The sequence below is a fragment of the Actinomadura rugatobispora genome (assembly GCF_042656285.1).
In the GTDB taxonomy this organism is placed as follows: domain Bacteria; phylum Actinomycetota; class Actinomycetes; order Streptosporangiales; family Streptosporangiaceae; genus Spirillospora; species Spirillospora rugatobispora.
Genome location: NZ_JBHSON010000056.1, coordinates 42,210 through 66,776 on the forward strand (window position 1 = coordinate 42,210; position 24,567 = coordinate 66,776).

19 protein-coding genes and 1 tRNA gene are annotated in these 24,567 nt (G+C 71.6%); 12 read left to right on the plus strand and 8 right to left on the minus strand.

What is annotated here, in order from left to right:
- Position 1 precedes the first annotated feature (1 nt).
- From ACFPZN_RS33900 to topA, 5 genes are all read right to left on the minus strand, one after another.
- Positions 2-472 (minus strand): low molecular weight protein-tyrosine-phosphatase, encoded by a 471-nt coding sequence (locus tag ACFPZN_RS33900; RefSeq protein ID WP_378286394.1) that lies wholly within the window; start codon positions 470-472, stop codon positions 2-4.
- Positions 473-602: 130 nt separating this feature from the next.
- Positions 603-2,330, minus strand: coding sequence for a S8 family peptidase (locus tag ACFPZN_RS33905; RefSeq protein ID WP_378286395.1), 1,728 nt, complete (start codon positions 2,328-2,330; stop codon positions 603-605).
- A 180-nt stretch (positions 2,331-2,510) separates the two neighbouring features.
- Positions 2,511-3,650: a DNA polymerase III subunit delta' gene (locus ACFPZN_RS33910; RefSeq protein WP_378286396.1), complete on the minus strand. Its 1,140-nt coding sequence runs from the start codon at positions 3,648-3,650 to the stop codon at positions 2,511-2,513.
- A gap of 58 nt (positions 3,651-3,708) precedes the next feature.
- Complete coding sequence (tmk, locus tag ACFPZN_RS33915; protein ID WP_378286397.1) at positions 3,709-5,874, minus strand: dTMP kinase; 2,166 nt, start codon at positions 5,872-5,874, stop codon at positions 3,709-3,711.
- A 27-nt stretch (positions 5,875-5,901) separates the two neighbouring features.
- Positions 5,902-8,643, minus strand: a complete 2,742-nt coding sequence (gene topA, locus ACFPZN_RS33920; protein ID WP_378286398.1) for a type I DNA topoisomerase — start codon at positions 8,641-8,643, stop codon at positions 5,902-5,904.
- Between the two features lie 233 nt (positions 8,644-8,876).
- On the opposite strand from topA, the gene ACFPZN_RS33925 reads away from it, so the two are divergent.
- Entirely contained in the window at positions 8,877-9,062 is a 186-nt protein-coding gene (locus ACFPZN_RS33925; RefSeq protein WP_378286399.1) for a DUF5703 family protein, read from the plus strand.
- Positions 9,063-10,729: 1,667 nt separating this feature from the next.
- On the opposite strand, the gene ACFPZN_RS33930 is transcribed toward ACFPZN_RS33925, so the two are convergent.
- A complete protein-coding gene (locus ACFPZN_RS33930) occupies positions 10,730-12,028 on the minus strand; it encodes a M20/M25/M40 family metallo-hydrolase (protein WP_378286400.1) in 1,299 nt (432 codons plus the stop codon).
- 104 nt (positions 12,029-12,132) lie between these two features.
- Here ACFPZN_RS33930 and ACFPZN_RS33935 point away from each other — a divergent pair.
- Positions 12,133-12,218, plus strand: a tRNA-Leu gene (locus ACFPZN_RS33935).
- A 231-nt stretch (positions 12,219-12,449) separates the two neighbouring features.
- On the opposite strand, the gene ACFPZN_RS33940 is transcribed toward ACFPZN_RS33935, so the two are convergent.
- Positions 12,450-12,605: a hypothetical protein gene (locus ACFPZN_RS33940; protein WP_378286401.1), complete on the minus strand. Its 156-nt coding sequence runs from the start codon at positions 12,603-12,605 to the stop codon at positions 12,450-12,452.
- 225 nt (positions 12,606-12,830) lie between these two features.
- Positions 12,831-13,496, minus strand: coding sequence for a GntR family transcriptional regulator (locus ACFPZN_RS33945; RefSeq protein WP_378286403.1), 666 nt, complete (start codon positions 13,494-13,496; stop codon positions 12,831-12,833).
- 194 nt (positions 13,497-13,690) lie between these two features.
- Here ACFPZN_RS33945 and ACFPZN_RS33950 point away from each other — a divergent pair, with 194 nt between their 5' ends.
- From ACFPZN_RS33950 to ACFPZN_RS33995, 10 genes are all read left to right on the plus strand, one after another.
- Positions 13,691-14,128 (plus strand): VOC family protein, encoded by a 438-nt coding sequence (locus ACFPZN_RS33950; RefSeq protein WP_378286404.1) that lies wholly within the window; start codon positions 13,691-13,693, stop codon positions 14,126-14,128.
- On the plus strand, positions 14,125-15,522 hold the full coding sequence (locus ACFPZN_RS33955; RefSeq protein ID WP_378286405.1) for a gamma-glutamyltransferase: 1,398 nt from the start codon (positions 14,125-14,127) through the stop codon (positions 15,520-15,522). Before ACFPZN_RS33950 ends, ACFPZN_RS33955 begins: the two co-directional genes overlap by 4 nt.
- Positions 15,519-16,361 carry an aspartate dehydrogenase domain-containing protein gene (locus tag ACFPZN_RS33960; RefSeq protein WP_378286406.1) on the plus strand — a complete coding sequence of 281 codons (843 nt, stop codon included), beginning with the start codon at positions 15,519-15,521 and terminating at the stop codon, positions 16,359-16,361. The genes ACFPZN_RS33955 and ACFPZN_RS33960 overlap by 4 nt, the downstream gene beginning before the upstream one ends.
- The gene (locus ACFPZN_RS33965; RefSeq protein WP_378286407.1) at positions 16,358-17,143 is read left to right on the plus strand and encodes an ABC transporter ATP-binding protein; all 786 of its coding nucleotides are present in this window, start codon (positions 16,358-16,360) and stop codon (positions 17,141-17,143) included. The genes ACFPZN_RS33960 and ACFPZN_RS33965 overlap by 4 nt, the downstream gene beginning before the upstream one ends.
- A gap of 53 nt (positions 17,144-17,196) precedes the next feature.
- Positions 17,197-18,063, plus strand: a complete 867-nt coding sequence (locus ACFPZN_RS33970) for an ABC transporter permease (protein ID WP_378286408.1) — start codon at positions 17,197-17,199, stop codon at positions 18,061-18,063.
- Positions 18,064-18,165: 102 nt separating this feature from the next.
- Positions 18,166-19,311 (plus strand): hypothetical protein, encoded by a 1,146-nt coding sequence (locus tag ACFPZN_RS33975; protein ID WP_378286409.1) that lies wholly within the window; start codon positions 18,166-18,168, stop codon positions 19,309-19,311.
- Positions 19,312-19,399: 88 nt separating this feature from the next.
- Positions 19,400-19,639, plus strand: a complete 240-nt coding sequence (locus ACFPZN_RS33980) for a hypothetical protein (protein ID WP_378286410.1) — start codon at positions 19,400-19,402, stop codon at positions 19,637-19,639.
- Positions 19,636-22,608 carry a molybdopterin cofactor-binding domain-containing protein gene (locus ACFPZN_RS33985; protein WP_378286411.1) on the plus strand — a complete coding sequence of 991 codons (2,973 nt, stop codon included), beginning with the start codon at positions 19,636-19,638 and terminating at the stop codon, positions 22,606-22,608. Before ACFPZN_RS33980 ends, ACFPZN_RS33985 begins: the two co-directional genes overlap by 4 nt.
- Positions 22,605-23,066 carry a (2Fe-2S)-binding protein gene (locus ACFPZN_RS33990; RefSeq protein WP_378286412.1) on the plus strand — a complete coding sequence of 154 codons (462 nt, stop codon included), beginning with the start codon at positions 22,605-22,607 and terminating at the stop codon, positions 23,064-23,066. Before ACFPZN_RS33985 ends, ACFPZN_RS33990 begins: the two co-directional genes overlap by 4 nt.
- The gene (locus tag ACFPZN_RS33995; RefSeq protein ID WP_378286413.1) at positions 23,063-24,565 is read left to right on the plus strand and encodes an amidohydrolase family protein; all 1,503 of its coding nucleotides are present in this window, start codon (positions 23,063-23,065) and stop codon (positions 24,563-24,565) included. Before ACFPZN_RS33990 ends, ACFPZN_RS33995 begins: the two co-directional genes overlap by 4 nt.
- Positions 24,566-24,567 lie beyond the last annotated feature (2 nt).

A 24,567-nucleotide genomic window follows, 5' to 3' on the forward strand; every position in this document is an offset into this window, starting at 1 on the left:
CCTACGTCCGGCGGATCTCGTCGAGGAGGCCGGGCACGGCGGCCTCCACCAGCGCGAGGACGTGGTCGAAGTCGGCGTGCTCGCCGTAGTACGGGTCGGGGACGTCGAGATCGGCGCCGCCCGCGGCCGGGTCGAACTCGCGGAGCAGCCGGATCTTCGCGCGCGCCTTCTCGTCCGGCGCCATCGCGCGCAGATCCCGCAGGTGCCCGCGGTCGAGGGCGACGATCAGGTCGTAGGAGTCGAACCAGCCCGCCTCGAACTGCCGCGCGATGTGCGCCGACCGGTATCCGGCGCGCCGCAGGGCCTCGACGGTACGGTCGTCGGCGCCGTCCCCGGCGTGCCACGGGCCCGTCCCGGAGCTGTCCACCTCGACCTCGAGGCCCTCCTCCTCCACATGGTGGCGCAGGACCCACTCGGCGATCGGCGAGCGGCAGATGTTGCCCGTGCAGACGAAGGTGACGCGGTACGGCATGGCTCCATCCTGCCCGAGCCCCCCGGATGCTCCGACAACGACGTGGCCCCCGGCCCGGGAACCCTCCCCGGCCGGGGGCCACGCTCGGCTTCAGCTCAACGCTCAGCGTTCACCGCTCAGTGTTCAACGCTCAGCGCTTGACGGCGCCCAGGGCGTCGATGATGCCGTCACCGAAGAAGCCGTTGCGCTCCTTGCCGCCCTCGCAGGTCTGGCTGGACGTGTACTTCACCCACTGGCCGTTCTCCAGCCGGTACCAGACGTACTCGACCGTGCTGGGGCTCGGGCAGGCCTTGGCGTTGGCGGTGCCGCGCAGGACGCCTTCCACGGTCCGCGGCGACAGGGTGAGGCCGCCCCGCGCGCGGTCCGGCTTCCCGTACTTGCTGACGATCAGGGCGGCGACCCCCGCCGCGTGCGGCGAGGCCATCGAGGTGCCCTGGATCGACTGGTAGTACGCGCAGGTGCCGCCCTTGCAGTCGCGCACGACGCGGCTGGTCTTCGGGGAGCCGTCCGGGTTCAGCTCGCCGCGGGCGCGGGCGATCGCCTCGGGGTAGGCGGCCCAGATGCCGCGCGCGTCGTCGGGCTTGCCGTCGGCGGTGTCGACCTTGTCGCCGCCGGGGGCGGCCACGGCGACGTACCCGTTGCCGTGGCTGGAGTAGTACGACTTGCGGGTGCTGATGCCGGTCGCCGACACCGGGATGACGTTCTCACCCTCGGACGGCAGCGAGATGCAACTGGCGGGGACGGTCCGCTCGTACGGCGCCTCACCCGGCTCCGACGCGAAGTCCGGGCTGGAGGAGTCCACGTTGGTCTTGGTGTAGTCGACCGACTCGTTGCCGGCCGCCGCCACCAGCGTCACGCCCCGCTTGTGCGCGTAGTCCAGCGCCCGCTGCGTGGCCTTGATGATGGTGCGCTGCTCGGCCTGGTCCTCGGGGGAGTCGGCCGGGTTGGTGGCGCAGTTCCACAGCCACGGGTCGATGTAGTACGACATGTTGACCACGTCGATGCCGGTCTTGGCCGCGTAGGTCAGGCCGTCCACGGTGGGCTGCAGGAAGAAGTAGCCCGAGTCCTGGCCCACCCGGATGTTGACCAGGGACACGTTCGGCGCGACCCCGGCCATGCCCAGGCCGTTGCGCGGGGACGCGATGGTCGAGGCGACGTGCGTGCCGTGCTCGTTCTCGTCCACGTCCGCCTGGTCGTTGCAGGACTTGTCGGGCTCGTCCTCGCAGGGCCCGTCGACCTCGCCGCCGTTGGCGTCGACCGGGATGTCGGTGGTGAAGTTCCGGCTCAGCTTCCCGTTGAAGTTGGGCTTGATGTCGGGGTGGTTCCCGTCCACGCCGGTGTCCATGACGCCGACCAGCACGCGCCGGTCGCCCGGCTCGGTCTTGTACGAGCCCTTGGCGGTCGCGTTGATCTGCTTCATGTCCCACTGGATGTCGGCCAGCGGCTCCTCGCCCTTGGCCGGCTTCTTCACCTGGACGGGGCCGCGCACGCCCGTCTCGCGCTCGACGCCCTTGCCGGCGGCGGGCGCGGAGGGGGTCTTGGGAGCCTTGCCGATGACGCGGTTGGCGGCGGCGCCGTCCAGCGCGCCCTGCCGGGCGGCGAGGGCGGTGAACCGCGCGTTGGACGTCCGGACCGTCGCGACGCCCACGTCGGTGTTCTCGCGGACGATGGTGCCGCCGGCCGCCTTCACGGCCGCCCGGGCCTGGTCGAGGGAGGCGCCGTCCTTGTAGAGGACGACGTACTCGCTGGACGTTCCGGGCTCCTGAGGCTTGCTCGGTACTGCCGACGCGGGCAGCGCGAGTGCCGTCGTGGTGACGACGGCGCACGCTGCCGCGGCTGTGATCACGGCGCGCCGCAATGCACACCTCCTGGTTTGGGGGGATGAGCCCGTTTTATGGACTCAGCCAGGAGACGCTACGCGTGTTGATGTTGAGGAAGGCGTACGGATATGTAACGAAAGGGCAGAACTCCTGTTATCGCCCCAACGCCGGAAAACGCCCCCAATGCCCCAGATGGGCCGGCCGGGCAGGTCAGAGGCTCAGGAGGTGCGGAGCGCCAGCGTGAGCGCCTCCACCGCCAGCAGCGGGTTCACGTTCGCCTCCAGCCGCTCCCGGCAGTCCATGATCGCGTCAAGGCGCCGCAGCGTGCCCTCGGGCGTGCCCCGCCCGGCGGCCGTCCGGAGCTCCGCGGCCAGATCGGTGTTGACCAGCTCCGAGCCCGCGCCGAGCTGCAGCGTCAGCACGTCCCGGTAGTAGGACGCCAGATCGAGCAGCGCCCGGTCGAGGGAGTCGCGCTTCACCCGGGTCGCCCGGGACTTCTGCCGGTCCTCCAGCTCCTTCAGCGCCCCGGCCGTGCCGCGCGGCATCCGCCCCTTGGCGCTCTCCCCGAGGGCCTGCCGCAGCGCGCTGGTCTCGCTCTCGTTCAGCTCCTCGGTCATCACCTTGGCCTCCGCCTCGGCGGCCTTCACCAGCGCCTCGGCGGCGGTCACGGCCGGCGACACCCCGGTCAGGCGGCGCGGCACCGCCAGCACCTCCGCCCGGCGGCGGCGCGCCTCCGGATCGGTCGCCAGCCGCCGCGCCCGGCTGATGTGCCCCTGCGCGGCCCGGGCCACCAACTCGGCGGTCTCCCGGTCGACGCCGTCCCGCAGCACCAGCACCTCGGCGACGGCGGCCACCGGCGGGGTGCGCAGCGTCACCAGCCGGCACCGCGACCTGATCGTCACCAGCAGGTCGTCCGGCGACGGCGTGCACAGCAGCCACACCGTCCGCGGCGGCGGCTCCTCGATCGCCTTCAGCAGCGCGTTCGCGGCCGCCTCGGTGGCGCGGTCGGCGTCCTCGAACAGCACGATCTGCCACCGCCCGCCGCTCGGCGACGACGACGCCCGCAGCACCAGCTCGCGGGTCTCCTTCACCCCGTACGACAGCCCCGCGGGCCGCACCACCTCGAGATCGGCGTGGGTGCCCTGGAGCACCTGGTGGCAGGACGCGCAGTGCCCGCACCCGCGCGGGCTCTCCGCACACTGCAGCGCCGCGGCGAACGCCCTGGCCGCGGCCGAACGCCCCGCCCCGGGCGGCCCGGTGAACAGCCAGGCGTGCGCCATCTTCCCGTCGGTCTCCACGGCCGAGCGCAGCTGCTCGACGACCGGCCCCTGCCCCACCAGGTCATCCCAGACGCTCATGGGGTCAAGGCTACGGGCTCGGCGGCACCGGAACGGCGCGTACCGGGAGGGCGCGGGGTCAGGCGTCGGTGATCGCCGGGAAGGTGCTGGTGACGTCCTCGGTGCCGGACGGGATCGGGTCGGGCAGGATCTCCCGGATCCGGTACTGGATCTCGCGGGTGATCTCGGCCTGCGGACGGCTCGCGTCCACGATCAGATAGCGGTCCGGGTCGGCCTCGGCCAGGGCGTGGAACCCCTCCCGGACCCGCTCGTGGAACTCCGGCGGCTCGGACTCGATCCGGTCGGCCGGGGAGGCCAGCCGGCCCAGCCCCTGCTCCGGCGGCAGTTCCAGCAGCACGGTCAGGTCGGGCAGCAGCCCCCCGATCGCCCACGCGTTCACCCGGGCGATCGCGGACACGTTCTGCTCCCGCCCGAAGCCCTGGTACGCCAGCGAGGAGTCGACATAGCGGTCGGTGACCACGATCGCGCCGCGCTCCAGCGCCGGGCGGATGACGTTGGCCACATGGTCGGCGCGGTCGGCGGCGTACAGCAGCGTCTCGGCGCGCGCGGACAGGCCGGTGGTCTCGCGGTCCAGCAGCATCGCCCGCAGCCGCATCCCGATCTTGGTGGCGCCGGGCTCCTGCGTCGACACCACGTCGTAGCCGTGGTCGCGCAGCCAGATCGCGGCCAGCCGCGCCTGCGTGGTCTTGCCCGCGCCCTCGCCGCCCTCGAACGCGATGAACACGCCCCGGTCGCGGACCACCGCCGGACCGGCCTCGGCCTGCTCCGGCGGGGTGTAGACGTGCCCGCGCAGCGCCGCCGACAGGTCGGGCGGCAGCGGGATGCCGCGCCGGTCGTCCAGGCGGCGGAACGCCACCACCGCGGCCGGCACCGACAGCACCGCGACGATCAGCAGCGCGACGCCGGGGCCGCCGAGGTCGTACACGGCCTCGCCCAGCGAGATCCGGTGCGCGCCGATCAGCCCGGCCAGCGGCGGCACCGCGGCGACCGCGATCAGCCCGGTGACCAGCGCCAGCGCGCGCAGGTAGGCGTACGAGCGGGCGGCGTCGCCGGCCAGCCGCGTCCCCACCGCCCAGGCGACCCCGCAGGCCAGGCCCAGGAACGCCGCCAGGAACACCACGACGGCCAGGTTCTGCACCAGCGCCACCGGGACCAGCGCCAGCGCGGCGGTGATCACGGCCAGGCCGAGCAGGCGGCGGCGGCTGAACGGCGCCAGCATGCGCGGGCCGAGGAACAGCCCGAAGGCCGCGCCGATCGCCAGCCCGCCGAGCAGCGACCCGTAGCCGGCGTCCCCGCCGCCCAGGTCGCGGGCGTGCAGCCGGGCGACGGCGATGAGGGCCGCGGCCGGGAGCGCGATGACCGTCCCGGCGAGGGCGAGCCCGCGGATCGCGCCCGCGCCCGGCGGCACGGCGGCGTGGGCGCCGGCCTGTTCGGCGTCCGCGCCGGCCCCGGCGACCGGGGGCCCGTCGGGGAGCGCCCGCCCGGAGCGGCGCTGGCCCTGGAAGAGCAGCTTCAGCGGCGCCGACATCGTGCCCAGACCCGGCGCGCGGGCCGCGCCCGCATCCACCGCCGACAGCTCGCGTGCGGTGAACGTCACCGCGGCCGCCACCAGGAACACCACCGCGGTCGCGTACACCGCCAGATCGGCCCGCTCGGCCACCCCGAACACCGCGTCCGCGATCAGCGCCAGCACGGCGAACAGCACCGCGGCGACCGGCGCCGAGCCGTACACGCCCCGCAGCAGCGACCGCCGGGCCTCCTCGTACCGCTCCTCAGGCTCCCCGTCGACCAGGGCGGGCAGCGCCCCGCCCGCCACCGGAATCCACAGCAGCGTCGCGAACGCCACCAGGAACGCCGCCGCCAGCGTCCACGGCACCGCGTCCACCAGCGGCACCGACAGCACCAGCGCGAACCGGACGACGTCGACCACGGCCATGGTGATCCGGCGGTCGAGCCGTCCCGCCACCAGCACCGCCAGCGGCCCCAGCAGCAGCGCCGGCAGCACCATCAGCACCAGCACCCCGGCGATCGCCTGCGCCCGTACCGGCAGGTCGTCGCCGCGGGTCAGCGTCCCGGCCAGCGCGGTCAGCGCCGGAACGCTCAGCCAGTGGCCGAGACTGGACAGCGAGAGCGCGATCCACAGCCGCCGGAACGGCCTGATCGCCGACTCGCCCGGCTGTGACTCGGCGGCCCGCAGCGGCCGGGAGGCGCCCGTTCTGTTCATGTCGGTCAGGGTATCGGCGTAGATGTCCTAGGAACCGGACTTTGCGGAGGTGCGACGCCGAGGCGCCGCCTTCTTCTTCCCCCCGCCCGCGGCCACCTTCTCACGACGCTCCGCCAGCAACTCCGCAGCGCGCTGGATCGTCACCGACTCGACCTCGTCACCCTTACGCAGGCTGGCATTGGTCTCACCGTCGGTGACGTACGGACCGAACCGGCCCTCCTTCACCACCACCGGCTTCCCGCTCGCCGGATCATCGCCCAGCTCCCGCAGCGGCGCCGCCGCCGCGGCCTGCCGCCCGCGCCCGCGCTGCTTCGGCTGCGCGAACAGCTCCTTGGCCTGCTCCAGCGTCACCGTGAACAGCTCGTCCTCCGAGCCCAGCGAACGGCTCTCGCCCTTGTCGGCGCCCTTCTTCAGGTACGGCCCGTACCGGCCGTTCTGCGCCGTCACCGGCTCGCCGTCCAGCTCGCCCAGCATCCGCGGCAGCGACAGCAGCTTGAGCGCGTCCTCCAGCGTCACCGTGTCCAGCGACATCGACTTGAACAGCGAACCCGTGCGCGGCTTCGGCGCGTCCTTCTTCGCCCGCCGCTTCGGCGCCGGCTTGCCGTCCGCGCCCGCCGCCGGGGCCTCCGGCTCCGGCAGGATCTCGGTCACGTACGGGCCGAACCGCCCGCTCTTGGCCACGATCACATGCCCGGTCCCCGGGTCGACGCCCAGCTCCCGGTCACCGCTCGGCTGCGCGAACAGCTCCTCGGCCTTGGCCGCGTCCAGCTCGTCCGGCGCCATGTCCTCGGGGATGTTGACCCGCGCGCCGTCCCGGTCGAGGTACGGCCCGTACCGGCCCACCCGCACCATGATGTCGGTGCCCGCGATCGGGAACGAGCTGATCCCCTTGGCGTCGATGTCGCCGATGTCGCCGACCAGCTCCTTGAGACCGCCCTCGCCGCCGTCGCCGTCACCGAAGTAGAACCGCTCCAGCCACCGGACCCGCTCCGCCTCGCCCCGGGCGATCTCGTCGAGACCGTCCTCCATGTGCGCGGTGAAGTCGTAGTCGACCAGGTTGCCGAAGTGCTGCTCCAGCAGGTTGATCACGGCGAACGCCAGGAAGGACGGCACCAGCGCCGTACCCTTCTTGAACACGTAGCCGCGGTCGATGATCGTCCCGATGATCGAGGCGTACGTCGACGGCCGCCCGATCTCCCGGTCCTCCAGCTCCTTGACCAGGCTCGCCTCGGTGTACCGGGCCGGCGGGCGGGTCGAGTGCCCCTCCGCCTGGATCGACCGCGCCGCCAGCGCGTCGCCCTCGGCCAGCGACGGCAGCCGCCGCTCCTGGTCGTCCCGGTCGGTGGACGGGTCGTCGGCGCTCTCCACGTACGCCTTCAGGAACCCGTGGAAGGTGATCGTCTTGCCGGTCGCGCCGAACTCCGCCACCTCGCCGCCCGTCGAGGTGCCGGTGACCCGCACCGACACCGACTGGCCCTCGGCGTTCTTCATCTGGCTGGCGATCGTGCGCTTCCAGATCAGCTCGTACAGCCGGAACTGGTCGCCGCTCAGGCCCGTCTCGGCCGGCGTCCGGAACGTCTCGCCCGCCGGGCGGATCGCCTCGTGCGCCTCCTGCGCGTTCTTGACCTTGCTCTGGTACACCCGCGGCTTGTCCGGCACGTACTGCGCCCCGAACAGCGTCGTCGCCTGCCGCCGCGCCGCCGTGATCGCGGTCTCCGACAGCGTGATCGAGTCGGTCCGCATGTAGGTGATGAAGCCGTTCTCGTACAGCTTCTGCGCCACCGACATCGCGTACTTGGCGGAGAAGTTCAGCTTGCGGCTGGCCTCCTGCTGCAGCGTGGTCGTCCGGAACGGCGGATACGGCTTGCGCGTGTACGGCTTGCGCTCGACCGACTTGACCTCGAACGGGCGCCCCGTCAGCCGCCCGGCCAGGGCGCGTGCCGCGTCCTCGTCCAGGTGCAGCACGTCACGGGTCTTCAGCGTGCCGTCGGAGGCGAAGTCGCGGCCCTGCGCCACCCGCTTCCCGTCGACCGAGACCAGCCCGGTCTTGAACACCGGCGGCTCGCCCTCGATCTCCTTGCCGGTGTCGAACTCGGCCTGGATGTCCCAGTAGTGCGCCGGGACGAACGCGATCCGCTCCCGCTCCCGCTCCACCACGAGCCGGGTCGCCACGGACTGGACCCGTCCCGCCGACAGGCCCGGCATGACCTTCTTCCACAGCACCGGGGAGACCTCGTACCCGTACAGCCGGTCCAGGATCCGGCGGGTCTCCTGAGCGTCCACCAGCAGCAGGTTGAGGTCGCGGGGGTTGGCCGCGGCGGCGCGGATGGCGTCCGGGGTGATCTCGTTGAAGACCATCCGGTGCACCGGCACCTTGGGCTTGAGGACCTCGCGCAGGTGCCAGGCGATCGCCTCGCCCTCGCGGTCCTCGTCCGTCGCGAGGTAGAGCTCGTCCGCCTCGGCCAGCAGCTTCTTGAGCTTCTGTACCTGCTGCCTCTTGTCGCTGTTGACGACATAGAGCGGCTCGAACCCGCTCTCGACGTTCACGCCGAGCTTGGCCCACGGCTCGCCCTTGTACTTGGCCGGCACCTCCGAGGCCCTGGGAAGATCCCGGATGTGGCCGATACTGGACTCGACGACGTAGCCGCCGCCCAGGTATCCGGCGATCGTCTTCGCCTTCGCGGGCGACTCGACGATCACCAGGCGGGTGCCGGTTCCCCGGTCTCCCCCGCCCTGACCACGCTTCGCAGTGCCGTTCTTGGCTGGCACAGTCGCTCCAACCTCGCTGTCTGGTCTTCTTGCACGAGCTAGCTAACAACGTTCCTTGACGACGTTTTCATGCCCGAGAGTTCCCACCGTTGCCCATCGCCCCCACCGTGGGAGCGAACCACCTGTCTCACCGCTGCGAACCTCAGACAGGATGACACGTCGCCACCGGAACCGCGGACCAAGGCCGCCTCCGGGCTTACCCGCCGGCCGCGGCCAGGTCATAATGGTCCGCGATGGTGGAGTACACCTATCTCGTTCTGAGACTGCCGCGCGGCACCACGCGTGACACCGCCCGGCAGGTGCTGACCGAGCACGCCGAACACGGCGGCTGGGAACTCGACCGCCTGCGCCTCTACCCAGACGGTAGCCGCCGAATCCAACTCCGCCGCAAGATCATCCGCCAGGTCCGCACGTTCTGACCACCTCGCCCGGATGGTAGCACTAAGCACCAAACCGATGACAGGTCGTAGTCAAGACCTCACTCCCCCTCGACAACACCTCTCCCCCCACCCAAATTTCCGATTCCAAGCCTCCCACCCCGATAAACCCGACGCAGGCCACCCGCCCGGCGGAAGCGGCACTGGCGTGTCGTGGAGGCGAGGACCAAGCCGCCACCCCTGCGCCACTGGAGCGCCGGCAGGCGCCCGCGGGCGCTTCGCAGCCCGCCGCCAGCGCGATCTTCGCCGCGGGGGACTGGCGTCCGTGGCCGACGAGCTGGCGCCGCCCGGCGACGACGAGCTGATCACCCAGGCCGAGCGGTTCGGCCGCGGCGTCGACGCGGTTCAACGCGCAAGCCGCCCAGGCACTTGAGCGGCGCGACCATCAGTCGCACCCCCGCTTTCCAAGGGCAACGGCCCTTGGGCGAAGCGCATCCGGATCCAGGCACCGCCCCAGCAGAAACCGTCCTGCGGCAGCGTGTGCGGCGCAAGAGGCGGCAGCTCTTCGGTGAGCGGGTGAAGCCGTCACGCGCCCCGCCCGTCCCGCCGCCGGGACGGGCAGCGATCTGCAAACCCGGCCCGGCCACCAATCCATGAACCCGGCCCGACAGCCGATCTGCGAACCCCGACCCGGCGACCGGTCTACGAACCCCGACCTGACGGCCGATCTGCGAACCCGACCCGGCGACCGGTCTGCGAACCCGGCCCGGCGACCGGTCTGCGAACCCGGCCCGGCGGCTCGGCGCGGCACGGCTGCGCGCTCAGCCGCGGCGACGCCTTCCGACCGGGCCGAAGCCGCGGCGCGTCACGCCGATCGCACGACCATAGAAAACGGCACGTTTCCTCAGGGCAGAACAGCCGCACTTACCGGGCCGCCGTCAACCCACCCCATCACCACACCACAGAAACAAAGCTGGCCCCACCACACTCATACCCATCCACCAACCACTCCCCGAAGAAACACCATCCCCGAGGGCACACCATTCCCACCATCACACCCGGCTCTGTCCGTCACCCCGCGACGGCACCCCTGACCAGCCATGTCATGGCCGAAGAAGAAAACACAGCCGCGTTCACAGAACGACACGGATTTGACCCGGGTGGTCTTGGACGCCCCCGAAACGGCGGCCGCGCTAACACGATGGGGCGACATCGAATGCGGAGCGCCCTGTGCGTCCATGACGGTACGCCCTGACATCCAAGAAACACCCGGGTCCATCACCTCCGCGGTGATGGTCTCCGCGGTCGTACGGACGGCCGGGCCCGCGGTCTTCGGCGAGGCTGCGTACGCACGCCCCGCCGGAGGGGACGACCCCGGGCCCATGCACCAGAGACAACCCGCCCCCGCGTCTCATCCGCGGCTGCTCGTCGGGCGTCGCCGGGCGGCACGGCACTATGAGCCCAGGCCGTACCACCCGGCGACCACCCGACGACGAGGAGCCCACCGGCCGCGAACAGCCGGAGGACCTTACGGCCGGTGGTGGCGCCGCGGCGCAGCAGGACGGCGACCGCACCTCCGTTCACCACGCCACGCGCCACCAGTGCTCCCCGTCGGTTGCGGAACCCCCAAGGGCGAGCCAATCGCCCGTACGGAAAGTAACCGTATCACCACGCACGGCAATACGAAGAGTCTTTCCCCGGAAAAAATCTCAAGCGCGATCAAGGAAGCGGTCGAGAACCCGGACCCCGAACTGGAGTCCGTCAATCGGCACCCGTTCGTCGATTCCGTGGAACATTCCCGAAAAGTCCAGATCCGGGGGAAGCCGGAGCGGCGCGAACCCGTAGCAGCGCATCCCCAGCCTGGCGAAGGCCTTGGCGTCCGTCCCGCCGCTGAGGCAGTAGGGGACGGGCAGCGCACCGGAGTCCTCCGAGGTCAGGGAGGACTCCATCGCCGCGACGAGGGCGCCCTCGTACTCGGTCTCCACGGCATGGTCGTGGTGCACGAAATCGCGCCGCACATCCGGACCGAGCAGTTCGTCCACGGTGGCGAAGAATTCCGCTTCGTACCCCGGCAGGAAGCGCCCGTCCACTTGGGCCGTCGCCTCCTGCGGAATGACATTCGTCTTATATCCGGCATCCAGTCGGGTCGGATTGAGCGTGTTCCGCAGCGTCGCCCCGATCATGCGCGCGAGCGGGCCGATCTCCGCGAGGCACTTCTCCGGATCGTCCGGATCGAACTCCACCCCATACGCCATGCAGGCGCGCTCCAGGAAGGCCCGCACCGTCTTGGTCAGCCGGATCGGGAACTCGTGCGACCCGAGCCGTCCGACCGCCGCCGCCAGGGCCGTCACCGCGTTGTCCGGATGCACCATCGACCCGTGCCCGGCCGTCCCGTCGGCCGTCAACTGCATCCAGGCGATGCCCTTCTCCGCCGTCTCGATCAGGTACATCCGCCGGTCGCCCGGGACGGTCAGGCTGAACCCCCCGACCTCCCCCACGGCCTCCGTGCACCCCTCGAACAGCTCCGGATGCTCCTGAACGAGCCACTGGGCCCCCCACTTGCCCCCGGCCTCCTCATCGGCCAGGAAGGCGAGCACCACGTCCCGCGGAGGCTTCCGCCCCTCCCGCAGGCGCTGCCGCACCACGGCCAGGATCATCGCGTCCATGTTCTTCATGTCCACGGCCCCGCGCCCCCAGACGCACCCGTCGGCGATCTCCCCGCCGAACGGGTCGTGCGTCCAGTCCTCCTTGCGCGCAGGCACCACGTCCAAGTGCCCGTGCAGGAGCAACGCGTCCCGCGACGGATCCTCGCCCTCGATCCGCGCGACGAGGCTGGTCCGCTTCGGATGCGACTCGAAGATCTGCGGCTCCAGCCCCACCTCGGCCAGCTTCTCCGCCACGTACTCCGCCGCCACCCGCTCACCGGGCCCGGAATGATCACCCGGGTTGCTGGTGTCGATCCGGATCAGTTCCTGACAAAGCTGGACGACCTCGTCCACAGTGATCACCTTCGCGCCGCCGTCTCGTACCCGACCATCGTGCCCCGTCCTCGACTTCGCCGCGAGTCTGGACCTTTGGTATGGTGAAGCCCGCCGCAACGCCCTTGCGGCATGTCCGGGTGGCGGAATAGGCAGACGCGCTAGCTTGAGGTGCTAGTGCCCTTCACGGGGCATGGGGGTTCAAGTCCCCCCTCGGACACGTACCGTTCCCCCAAATGGGGGCGGTGGACATCATGATCCGATCCGGGTCGAGGTTCGCCTCGGCCCGGATTTCGCGTTTCTGAGGGACGTAGACGAGCCGGACGCCCAGGGGATGGTAGACGCCTTGACGCGCCGCCGCATCGGCGTCTCGCAGGGCATTAACAAGATCACCCAGCCCAGTGACCAGCCTTCTCGATCGCCTCCCCGGTCAAGATCCGGCGCTGCCGCCCTACGCGGCACGAAGCTTGGCCTGGGCCGCCGCGAGCTGGGCTTCGGTGTCGGCCATCCAGGTCGCGACCGTGACCGGGTTGGCACCCGCCTCCAAGGCGGCACGGTGGCGGGCCAGCTTGGTCTCACAGTCGGCGATCTGACCCTTGGCACGCATCGCCGAAGCGCTCTCCCCATCACCGCGAACATCGTCGGCCTGACCTGCCTCGCCGACGGCGCCGACACCCTGTTCGCAGGAGCCTTGTCCTGGACGGTGAGGACCAGGGTCCGTTGCGGTTGTCGCGTGCAGATTCTTGGGGTCGAAGACGGCCTTGAGTGCGGGCTCGACCCCCTGCGGGGTTCTCCGCCCTCACCTGAGCGAGCCGGTGGAGTACTTCACCCGTTAGGACGAGGACTCCCGGGCCACGCCCTTGGCGCGGCCCTGGTTCTCGTGCCGGGCGGTGAGGTGACGGCGCATCAGCAGCATGGCGAACTCGGCGTCGCGCGAGAGCACCGCCTCGATGATCCGGGCGTGCTCCTCCCAGGAGTGCCCGACCGCCGCGCTCTTGCCGCCGACCAGGTGGTGGGCCTGGTTGCGGACGGCGCGCAGCGAGTCGGCGAGGAACCGGGATCCGCTGCCCCGGGAGAGCAGCTCGTGGAACTCGTCGTTCAGCTTGTCCAACGTCGCGGCGTCCACCTCGTGCGACTGCTCGTTTCCGGCCTTGAGCAGGGCCCGCAGCTCGGCGAGGATGTCCTCGTCGCCGCGCTCGACCGTGCGTCTGACGGCCATCAGTTCCAGCGCGACGCGCATCTCACGCACGGTTTCCAGCTCGTCGTTGTCCAGCTGCACCACCCGGACGCCGCGCCGGGGCAGCGCCTCCAGCAGTCCCTCGGTCTCCAGCCGGCGGAACGCCTCGCGCACGGGGAGCCGGGACACACCGAGCCGTTCGGAGATCGCGAGCTCGGTCAGGTGGGCACCCGGCTCGAGGTCGCCCTTGAGGATCAGCCGGCGTAGTTCGTCGACCGTTTCGTCACGCAGATTGCGGTGCCGGGCGCCGATGGTCGTCACTCTGCTCTCCATCCACCCTGTGCCCGGTGACCGGGCGACATCAGACAGAACCATCTTTGGATACATGATGCACCACGGAGGACGCCCGCATCGCGTGATCCTCCTCCCTGGGCCGGATCTCCCCAGGCCAGGCGGAAACAGGCTTGTTACAACGCGCGTCTTTGCCGTTTACCACGTCGGGATACAAAATCCCCATGATCGCGTACTCCTCCATCCCCGCCACCCTCGACACCGCGCTCGTGCGGGTCCAGCAGATCGACCACATCGTCCTCCGCGTGACCGATCCCGAGGCGTCGGTGCGCTGGTACACCGAGAAGTTCGGGTTTCTCGTGCACCGGCTGGAGGAGTTCCGCGCCGGCACCGTGCCCTTCCCCTCCGTCGAGGTCTGCCCCGGCCAGATCCTCGATCTGGACGCCCGCAACGAGGCGACCGGCACCAACGTCTCGCACTTCGCGCTGGTCATCGACGAGACCGACCTGTACGCGCTGAAGGAGAAGTTCGCGGGCGCCGACGGCCCGCACCGCCGCTGGGGCGCGCTGGGCCCGGCCGACCTGCTGTACGTCGACGACCCCGACGGGAACACCATCGAACTGCGCCACTACGGTCCGAGCCAAGTGAACCCGGGCGAATGACGCAGCACGCCGAACTGGCGCGACGGGCGGTCGCCTCCGGCACCCTGGGCGCGATCGCGACCGGTGTGCGCCCCGCCGCCGCGGTCGGCACCGCGACGCTGCTCCAGGGCGGTAACGCATTCGACTCGGCGGTGGCCGCCGCCCTGGCCGAGACCGTCCTGCTGCCGTCGAAATGCGGCCTGGCGGGTGACGTCGTGGCCCTGCACCTGGGGCCAGGCGCCGATCGTCCGGCATCCCTGCTCTCCATCGGCCGTGCCCCGGCCCGGCTCTACCAGGCCGCCGCGGCAGGCGGCTGGGCCCGCTCCGTGACCGGCCCGCTGTCGGTCGGCGTGCCCGGCGCCCCCGCCGGTTACGCCGCCCTGGCCGCGCGCGGCCGGCTCGGTCTGGCCGCACTCGCCCAGCCCGCGATCGACCTGGCCCGACGCGGTTTCAGCTGGTCCTCGGTCAACCACAGGCTGGTCGCCGAGTCCCTCGACGTGCTCACCGCCTGGCAGCCGGAGGGCACCCGCTACTCTCCCTCCAGCGGCCCGATCCCGCCCGGTTCCCGGGTGCGCCTGCCCGGCCTGGCCGACGTCCTGGCCGAATTCGCGCGCCGCGGCGCCGAGCTCTTCACCGGTGCGCTCGGTGAGCGGATCTGCACCTACGTCGCCGGGCACGGCGGTGTCCTGGAGATGGCCGACCTGCGGCCGGTCCCGCCGCTGGAGACGGACGCCGGATACGCGCTGATCGAGGGGACGGAGGTCTGGGCCACCCCCGCCCCGACCTACGGCCCGGCCCTGCTCGAGGCGCTGGCCGCGGGCTCCGCGCCGGAGGCGGTGAGGGCGGCCCTGACCGGTCTTCGCGCCCCCACCGGCCGCCCGCCCGCGCTGGTCGACGGTACCTCCACGATCGCCGCGGCCGACGCCGAGGGCAACCTCGTGGTACTCGTGCACTCCAACTCGTTCCCCAGGTACGGCAGCGGACTGGTGGTGCCCGGGCTGGACCTGGTGCTGTCCAACCGGGCCGGCCGCGGCTTCACCTTCATCCCTGACCACCCGAACGCCCCCCATCCGGGATCCCGGCCGCCGACCACGCTCCACGCCTGGGGCGCCCGGGACACCACCGGCTCTTGGGTCCTCGGCGCCACGCCCGGCGGCGAGCAGCAGGTGCCCTGGAACGCCCAAGTGCTGCAGCGGCTGCTGCGGCCCACGCCCGACTTCACACCCGCCGCGCTCGGCGCCGCCCTGGCCTCGCCGCGGTGGGAGTTCGCCGCCGGAGGCGACCTGTCGCGAGAAGGCGCGCAACTGGCCGAGTTCGGCGCCCGGTCCGCTCACACGATCGTCCGGCGGGAGGCCGACGGCACGCTGGTCGCCGCCGCCGACCCGCGCCAGGACGCCGCGGCGGTCGCGCTATGAGCACGATCGGGATGACCGGAGGTCTGCGGGTGGGTCTCCTCGGCGTCGGCGCGCTCGGCGGCACGATCGCCGACCTGCTGGGGGCGGGCCACATCGCGGGTTGCTCCCCGGCAGGCACGATCCGCTCCACCACGGCCCTGTCACCCGCCGACCTGCTCAGCGGCATCGACGTTCTCGTCGAGTCGGCGGGGGCGCAGGCGGCCCGCGCCTGGGTCCCACGGGCGATCGCGGCCGGGGTGGACGTCGTCCTCTGCTCGTGCGGTGTCCTCGCCGACCTTGATTTCACCCGAGAACTGGCCGATGGCGACGGCACCGGGCGGGTGCTCGTGCCGTCCGGCGCGATCGGCGGCCTCGACCTGTTCGCCGCCGCCGGCCGTGCGCTGAGCGCGCCCGCCGGACGGCTCGCGGGCGACCGGCCGGTACGGGCGTCGGTGGTGCTGACCACGACGAAGCGCCCGTCCGCGCTCGGCGTCGAGACCGACCGTCCGATCGAGGTCTTCCGCGGGTCGGCCCGGAGCGCGGCGAGGGAGTACCCGAGGACGGCCAACGTCGCGGTCGCCCTGGCCCTGGCCACCATCGGGCTGGACGAGGTGACCGTGGTGATGGTCGCCGATCCCGCCGCCGCCCGGACCCGGCACCTGGTGACGATGTCCTCACCGCTCGGTGAGTACGAGCTGGGAGTGACCAACGCGGTCGCACCCGGCTCCGGGGGCCGCACCTCCGCCGTCACCCCCTGGTCGGTGGTCACCCTGCTGGAGTCGCTGGCCGCCGGCCACGGCGCCGGACTACTGGTGCACCCCGCCAACGATTTCCGCCACGACACCGAGGACAGAACATGAGCACGAAGGCGACCGCCGCTCCGGCGAAGGACGAGAAGCGTTCGGCCCGGCACGGCACTCTGCTGCACATGCGCGGCGTCGACATGCGCTTCGGCACCGGCGTGCACGCGGTGGACAACGTGGACCTGGCCGTGCGGCGCGGTGAGTTCGTCTCCCTCGTGGGCCCGTCCGGCTGCGGTAAGAGCACGCTGCTGCGGATCGCGGCGGGCCTGGAGACCCGGACGGGCGGCAGCATGGACGTGTCCACCGACGCCATCGGCTACGTGTTCCAGGACCCGACCCTGCTGCCCTGGCGCACCGTGACCGGCAACGTGGAGCTCTGCACCCAGTTGCAGCACCTGGCCAAGCCGGTGCGGCGGGAGAAGGCACAGGCGGCGATCGAGATGGTCGGGCTTCAGGGATTCGAGGACAACTACCCGAGCCAGCTGTCCGGCGGCATGAAGATGCGGGCCAGTCTGGCGCGGGCGCTCACCCTGGACCCGGAGCTGTTCCTCTTCGACGAGCCGTTCGGCGCGATCGACGAGATCACCCGGGAGCGGCTGAACGGTGAGCTGCTGCGCATCTTCCGGGCTCAGCGCTTCGCCGGTGTCTTCGTCACGCACTCGATCGCCGAGGCGGCGTTCCTCTCCACCCGGGTGGTGGTGATGTCGGCCCGGCCGGGACGCATCGTCGGTGACTTCGACGTCCCGTTCGACGCGGACCGCGAACCCTCGCTGCGCGCCGACGCGGCCTTCGCGCGGCTGACCGGCGAGATCGGCGAGTGCCTGCGGGCCGCCGCGTGAGCGCGCGGCCCGCCACCCGGACCGAGACCGAGCCCAGCGCGGGAGGCAGCACAGTGACCACCACCGACACCCCGGCCGCCGCCGTGGTGGCCGCTCCGGCGACCTCTGGCGTCGCCGCGAAGAAGTCCGGCGGCCTGACCGGCACGCTGAGGACCGTCCTGCCCCCGATCGGCGTCTTCCTCGCCGCGATCGGCATCTGGTACCTGGTCTCCTACGTGCTGCTGTCGGAGCGCCGCCGGTTCCTGCTGCCGCCCCCGCACGAGGTGGTCAGGGTCGGGATGCTCGACTGGGAGAACCTCAGCGAGATCCTCGAGGGCCTGCGGACGACCGCGATCGTGGCGCTGTCCGGCTTCGCCATCGCGATCTGCGTCGGCACCCTGTTCGCGATCATGATGTCGCAGGCGAAGTGGGTGGAGCGCTCGTTCTATCCCTACGCCGTGATCCTGCAGACGCTCCCGGTTCTGGCGATGACCCCGCTCGTCGGCCTGTGGTTCGGTTACGGCTCGTCCAGCCGCATCATCATCTGCACGATCCTCGCCCTGTTCCCGATCATCACCAGCACCCTGTTCGGCCTGCAGTCGGTCGAGCCGAGCCAGCGCGACCTGTTCACGCTGATGAAGACCGGCCGCCTGGAACGGTTCTGGCGGCTGGACCTCCCCTCCGCCATGCCGAGCGTCCTCACCGGTCTGCGCACCTCGGGCGGTCTGGCCGTGATCGGCGCGATCGTCGCGGACTTCTTCTTCCGCCAGGGTGACCCGGGCATCGGCCGGCTGCTCGACGTCTACCGCACCAACCTGGAGACCGAAAGGCTCTACACGGCGCTGATCTTCTCGTCCCTGCTCGGCCTGGTGCTGTTCATCCTGAACACGCTGATCACGCGGCGGGTCCTGAAGAACTGGCACGCCTCCGTCCGGGACTGACCGCTCCGCCTCTGAACCGGCTCCCGCCTTTGGTAACCGCTCCGCCCTTCAAACAGCTCCGCCCCTCGAACAGCTCTGCCCTGCCCTCTTCCAAGGAGAACCATGAAGCGCAAGATGCTCCTCATCGTGCCGACGGTGCTGATGCTCGCGGCGACGGCCGCCTGCGGCGGCGGTGACAGTGGATCGGACGGCGCCGCGGCCGGCTCCGGTACCGGCGCCCTGGTCGACGCCAAGTGCCCCTCGACCATCGCGATCCAGACCAGCTGGTTCCCCGAGGCCGAGTACGGAGGCATGTACAACCTGATCGGCCCGAACGGCACGTTCGACAAGAAGGCCGGCGTCTACTCCGGCAACGTCGCGGGCGTGAAGGTCGAGGTGCGCGCGGGCGGCCCGCTGACCGGCAACCAGCAGGTCACCACCCAGCTCTACACGGCGGACGACAGCGACACGATGAACATCGGCCTGCTGGCCTCGGACGAGGCGATCCAGAACTCGGCCAAGCAGCCGACCAAGGCCGTGATGAACTACTTCGACAAGGACCCGCAGGTTCTGGTCTTCGACCCGGCGACCTACGACTTCCGGAGCATCGCCGACATCGGCAAGACCAACGCCAAGGTGCTCTACTTCGAGGGCTCCACCTACATGGACTACCTGGTCGGTTCAGGCCAGATCAAGAAGAGCCAGCTCGACGGCTCCTACAGCGGCGGGCCCGACACCTTCATCGCCGACGGCGGCAAGGACGTGCAGTCCGGCCTGATCACCAGTGAGCCGTACAAGTTCACGAACGAGTACGCGCAGTGGAAGAAGCCGATCGGCTCGCTGCTGGTGTACGACTCGGGCTACCACAACTACGCGTCCATGCTCTCCATGGTGCCGGACCAGATCGAGAAGCACTCCTCCTGCCTGAAGGCGTTCGTGCCGATGGCGCAGAAGGCCACGGCCGGCTACCTGGCCGACCCGACGCCGATCACCAAGCGCATCACCACGATGAACGAGGAGCTCAGCTCCCCCAGCAAGACCTCGGCCGGGCTCAACGCCGACGCGATCAAGGTGATCAAGGAGCGCAAGCTCATCACCAACGACGCCAAGGGCACGCTGGGCAACTTCGACGCGGCCCGAATGCAGAAGATGATCGACGTCCTGAAGCCGATCCTGGCGAACCAGAACAAGTCGGTGAAGGACGGCCTGAAGCCGGCCGACCTGTTCACCAACGAGTTCGTCGACCCCGCCATCGGGCTGGCCGGCTGATCCACCGCACTGCACGCCCAGGCTGCCGGGAACGCGAACCCCCGGCGGCTCGGGCCCTCTTCACCCGCACACCGCCGGAAGGAGCACCGTGGCGACCGTGGCGGAGACCACCGCCGGTACCGGCTACACCCAGGGCGCCGACGCGGCGATCGGATTCACCGCCGCCGGGCGATGGGTTCTGCGCCTCGGCGTCCAGGTCCCGGCCGCGGGGCCGTCCTGCCCACCAGGCCGGGGCCTGGCCGCGGCGCCGCCGAGACTCGGCGGCTTCACCTGCCGCGCCGTCGTTCTGACCGCACCGCTGAGCCGCACCCCTCGGGTGGCCCGATGAGCCGGCGGACTCCGAACGGCCCCGGTTCCGGCCTCAGGGTCGGATCGAGCGGCGTCCGGCCCGACGCCGCGGCGAAACTCGCCGGTGACTTCCCCTATGCCACGGGCCTGCACGCCCCGGGCGAACTGCACGGCGTGACGGTGCGCAGCACGATCGCGAGCGCCCGGCTGGACGGCGTCCGGGTCGATGCGGCGATGCGGGTCCCCGGTGCACGGCTGGTGCTGACGGCCGGCGACGTCCCCGGCTCGCGGCTGCTCGGGCTCAAGGTCGCCGACACCCCGGTCCTCGCGATCGACCGGATCCGGTACGCCGGCGAGCCGATCGCGTTCGCGGTGGCCGAGACCGCCGAAGCGGCACGGCGCATGGCCGAACTGGTCGAGCCCGTGATCCGGCCCACCGAGCCGCTTCTCGACCCGTTCCTGGCGTTGGAGGCGGGAGCTCCGCTGGTCGGGCCGGCCTCCAACCTGGTCACGGAGCTGGACCTGCGGCACGGGGACGGCCTGCACGGCCCGGTCAAGGTCGGCGCCCGCTGGCGAACCGGCAGGCAGGACGCGGCCTTCCTCGCGCCCGAGGCCGGGCTCGCGACTCCCGGACCGGACGGCTCGGTGGTGCTCGACGTGGCCACGCAGGACGTGCACGAGGACCGCCGCTCGATCGCCCTCGCCCTGGGCCTGCCGCCGGAGAAGGTGCTGGTGCGCCTGGCCGGGGTGGGCGGGGCGTTCGGCGGACGCGAGGACATCACCCTGCACGTCCACCTCTGCCTGGCCGCGCTGAGGACCGGGCGCCCGGTTCGCGCGGTCTACGGCCGGGCCGAGTCTCTGAAGGCCCACCCGCATCGGCACCCGGCGACGATGGACTACACCCTCTCCGCCGACCACGACGGCCGCTTGGTCGCCCTCGACGCCGAGATCCTGCTCGACGGCGGCGCCTACGCCAGCACGTCCCTGCCGATCTGCAAGATCGTGCACTACTTCGCCGCCGGGCCGTACCGCATCCCGTCGGTGCGCGTCCGCACCCGGGCGGTCTACACCAACAACCCGGTCTCCGGCGCCCTCCGCGGATTCGGCGCCACGCAGGTGTGTTTCGGCATCGAGTCCACGATCGACCTGCTGGCCGCCGAACTGGGCCTGGACCCGCGCGCGCTGCGCCACCGCAACCTGCTGTCCCGGAACGAGCCGCTCTCCACCAGTCACCAGCCCTTGACCGGGACGGCCTCCCCCTCCGCGGTCCTGTCCGCCTTGGACGACGTCCCCCTGCCGTCAGGCACGGCGCGGCACGACACCTCACGACGAGGCGTGGGCTACGCGATCGGCGTCAAGAGCGCGGGTCTCGGCGACGGCCGTCCCGACCCGGCCGGCATCAGGCTCCGGCTCGACGCCACCGGCCTGACGATCCTCAGCGCGGCGGCGGAGGTGGGCCAGGGCGTCGGGTCGGTGCTGACGCGCATCGCCGGAAGCCACTTCCCGGGCATCCCCGTTCGTTTGGACGACGCGACGACGCGTCTTCCGGACGCGGGCGGTTCCAAGGCCAGCCGCCAGTCGATGGCCAGCGGCGGAGCGGCCGACCTGGCCTGCCGTCAACTGCTCGCCCGGTTGACCGAACTGGCCGAAGCCCGGGGACGCCCGCACTGGCAGACGATCGGCCTGCCCGAGCTGCTGGGCGGCACCGTGCTGAACGCGGAGGTGACGAACCCGGGCATGGCGACGGAGGAGGCGGACAAGGTCAGCGGCACCGGCACCCTCCACCAGGCGTTCCAGCTCGTGGCGCACCGCGCGGTGGTGGACGTGGACGTCGAGCTCGGCACGGCCCGGCTCGTGCAGCTGGTCGTCGCGCAGGACGTGGGCCGGGCCATCGACCCGGTCGGCGTGCGCGGCCAGCTGATCGGCGGCTCGGTGCAGGGTGCGGGCTTGGCGTTGTTCGAGGAGATCCCCGTGGACGCCGAAGGCCGTCCCGAGGTCACGGGTTTCGGCGACTACCTGCTGCCGACGGCGGGCGACGTCCCCGAGGTGATCGCCGTTCCGCTGGAGAACGCGGACGAGCGGCTGGCGTTCGGAGCCAAGGGGATCGGCGAGGGCCCCCTGGTCTCCAGCCCGGCGGCCGTGGCCGCCGCGTTGAGAGCGGCCGCCGGCACTCCGGTGAACAGCATCCCCGCCGGCCGAACTCACCGAGTACCCCGTGATCACGCACGTTCCGCTCCCGGCGCCGAAAGTCGGACCGCGCGTCCGGGCGTCGTGCTGCGGCCCCGCACCTGGGCCGAGGCCGAGGCGATGTACCGCGAGCACCCGGACGCCATCGTGCTGGCCGGCGGCACCGCGCTGCTGCCCCGGTTCAACACCGGCACGCTCCGCCCCACCACGCTGATCCCGCTGAGCGGCATCGCTCCGGAACCTCCGAGGATCCGCGAGGGACGGATCCGGTTCGATGCCCGTACCACGGTTCACCGAGCCCGGACGATCGCTCATCTCCTGCCGGAGGACGTCGGCTGGTTCGCCACCGCCGCCGTCCGCCGGAGGGCGACGATCGTCGGCAATCTCCTCGCGGCCGAAGGCGGGCGCCGCGACCTCGCCGTGCCCCTCCTCGCCACCGGCGCGGTCCTCATCACCCCGGAAGGCGCGGTCGGCCTCGACGAGGTGCTCAGCGGCACCGACCCGGGCTTGGTCATCGCGGTGGAGGCGGACATCCCGCGGCGCCTGCGCTACGCCCGCACCGGCGTTCGTCCCACCGTCGCGGCGCCCGAGGCGGCCGTCGCGATCGCGTGGCCGCGCCGATCCGCGCCCGCGGGCCCGGCGGCGCACGCCCCCCGCGTCCGGTTGGTCGCGCGGCTGCGAACGGCACGGCCCGAGCGCCTGCACGACGCCGAGCGGCTCCTCGCCCAGCGGGCACCGCTCGACGAGGTGGCCGCGGCCTGCGCCGAGCGCTCGCACCTGTTCGGCGTTCTCGTACGCCGCGTCCTGGAGGCGACACCATGAAATTCACCCTGGACGGCGAACCGGTCAACGCCGACGCGCATCCCTGGTCGAGCCTGCGGCAATTGATCGAAGCCGCCGCCCACCCGCTGCCGACCGGATGCGACGCCGGCCACTGCGGCAGTTGCACGGTCTTACTGGAGGGCACCCCGGTTCCGTCGTGCCTGGTCAGCGCGGCCGAGGCGGACGGGTGCGAAGTAGCGACGGTGAAGACCGCGGCCGATGCGAGGCTGGTCGAGGCCTTCGCCGCCGAAGGTGCGGTCCAGTGCGGCTACTGCACGCCCGGAATGCTGGTCACCCTGTCGGCCCTGTTGCGCGAGCGCCATGAGAAGCCGCTGACCGCCGCGACGGTCCGCCGCGCACTCGACGGAAACCTCTGCCGCTGCACCGGTTATGCGGCCATCGTCGCGGCCACCCTCCTAGCCCACCGTGAGATCGAAGGATGCGGGATCGAGGCATGACCCTCAAAGCCATCGTCGGCGGCCGAGTCCTCACCATGGACGCCGAACGCCGCGTCCTCGACCGGGGCACCGTCCTGATCGAGGACGACACCATCATCGCGGTCGGCGCCGCGGACGAGGTGGAGCTTCCGGAAGCCTGCGAGAGAATCGACGCGGCCCGCTCGGTGGTGATGCCCGGGCTGATCAACGCGCATACCCACGGATCACAGATCCTGCTGCGGGCCGGCGGAAACCAGGACCGTGACCTCACCGACTGGCTCTTCAACGATCTCTATCCCGGTCTGGCCCAGTACACACTGGCCGACCTGGAGCTGGGACTGCGGCACTACGTGCTGGAGAGTCTCCGTGCGGGGGTGACCACGGTCGTGCTGAACGACCATGTGCACCCGTTCGACCCGCTCCCGGCGATCGACACGGCGGTGCGCGTCCTCAGCGAAACCGGCATCCGCGCCGTCTACGCCCGGATGTTCAGCGACGCCCGCCGACCGGGGTCTCCGGATCTGATGAACACGGTCAGGGCCCGCGAACCCGGCGTGCGGTCGGCGTCCGTCCTGCGTGACACCGATGCGATCCTGGCCGATCTGGAGCAGATGTACCGGCGGCACGATCGGGCGGCCGCGGGACGGATCCGGGTCTGCGCCTCCCCGTCCACCGCCGGGACGGCGAGCCTGAGGGCCCTGGCCCAGAGCCGGGCCTGGGCGCACGAGCACGACGGCATCTGGGCGTTGCATCTGGCCGAGACCCCGGGTGACAGGCCGGTCGCCGAGATGTCCCCCGTCGAGTACCTGGCCTCTCACCACCTTCTCGACGACCGCCTGCTGATCGGCCACGGCGTGCATCTGGAGCCGCGGGACCTGCGGTCGATCTCGGCCGCGGACGCCCGGATCTCCACCCAGCCGGTGAGCAACGGCGTGCTGGGCTCGGGCATCGCGCCGGTGCCCGCCATGCTGCAGGCTTCGATCACGGTCGGGATCGGCACCGACGACGCCAACTGCAACGACGGCTGCGACCTGCTCTCCGACCTGAAGACCCTGGGTGTGCTGCAGCGCGCCGTCAACCAGGACGCGGGCGCGATCACCGCCGAGGAACTGCTCGAGATCGCCACGGTCGGCGGTGCCCGCGCGGCCGGCCTCGAGGGGACGGCGGGGGCCCTCGCTCCCGGTCTGCGGGCCGACGTGATCCTGCTGGACGCCGCCGCGCCGCACCTCAATCCGGCGCCCAGCCTGGCCGCGATGCTGGCCTGGCAGGCGACCGGCCGAGACGTCCACACCGTGCTCGTGGCCGGTCGGGTGGTGATCCGTGACGGTGTCGCCGACTGGCTCGATCCCGCCGAGGAGCAATCCATGGTGCACGAGGTGAACGAGCGGGCCGCGCGCATCACCGGCCAGGCCGGCATCCCGGTCGTGCGCCCCTGGCGCAGCCGCGCACCGCGCCGTACTCGCTCCACGCCCCGACCGGGTTCGCCCCCACGACATTTTGACGAAACAAACGTCGGATAGCT

Excerpts from the sequence above, each read along its gene's own strand:
- ACFPZN_RS33900 (WP_378286394.1), bottom strand. The coding sequence starts at position 472 with ATGCCGTACCGCGTCACCTTCGTCTGCACGGGCAACATCTGCCGCTCG.
- ACFPZN_RS33910 (WP_378286396.1), bottom strand. The coding sequence starts at position 3,650 with ATGAGCGTCTGGGATGACCTGGTGGGGCAGGGGCCGGTCGTCGAGCAG.
- tmk (WP_378286397.1), bottom strand. The coding sequence starts at position 5,874 with ATGAACAGAACGGGCGCCTCCCGGCCGCTGCGGGCCGCCGAGTCACAG.
- ACFPZN_RS33925 (WP_378286399.1), top strand. The coding sequence starts at position 8,877 with ATGGTGGAGTACACCTATCTCGTTCTGAGACTGCCGCGCGGCACCACG.
- ACFPZN_RS33940 (WP_378286401.1), bottom strand. The coding sequence starts at position 12,605 with ATGCGTGCCAAGGGTCAGATCGCCGACTGTGAGACCAAGCTGGCCCGC.
- ACFPZN_RS33950 (WP_378286404.1), top strand. The coding sequence starts at position 13,691 with ATGATCGCGTACTCCTCCATCCCCGCCACCCTCGACACCGCGCTCGTG.
- ACFPZN_RS33955 (WP_378286405.1), top strand. The coding sequence starts at position 14,125 with ATGACGCAGCACGCCGAACTGGCGCGACGGGCGGTCGCCTCCGGCACC.
- ACFPZN_RS33960 (WP_378286406.1), top strand. The coding sequence starts at position 15,519 with ATGAGCACGATCGGGATGACCGGAGGTCTGCGGGTGGGTCTCCTCGGC.
- ACFPZN_RS33965 (WP_378286407.1), top strand. The coding sequence starts at position 16,358 with ATGAGCACGAAGGCGACCGCCGCTCCGGCGAAGGACGAGAAGCGTTCG.
- ACFPZN_RS33975 (WP_378286409.1), top strand. The coding sequence starts at position 18,166 with ATGAAGCGCAAGATGCTCCTCATCGTGCCGACGGTGCTGATGCTCGCG.
- ACFPZN_RS33985 (WP_378286411.1), top strand. The coding sequence starts at position 19,636 with ATGAGCCGGCGGACTCCGAACGGCCCCGGTTCCGGCCTCAGGGTCGGA.
- ACFPZN_RS33990 (WP_378286412.1), top strand. The coding sequence starts at position 22,605 with ATGAAATTCACCCTGGACGGCGAACCGGTCAACGCCGACGCGCATCCC.
- ACFPZN_RS33995 (WP_378286413.1), top strand. The coding sequence starts at position 23,063 with ATGACCCTCAAAGCCATCGTCGGCGGCCGAGTCCTCACCATGGACGCC.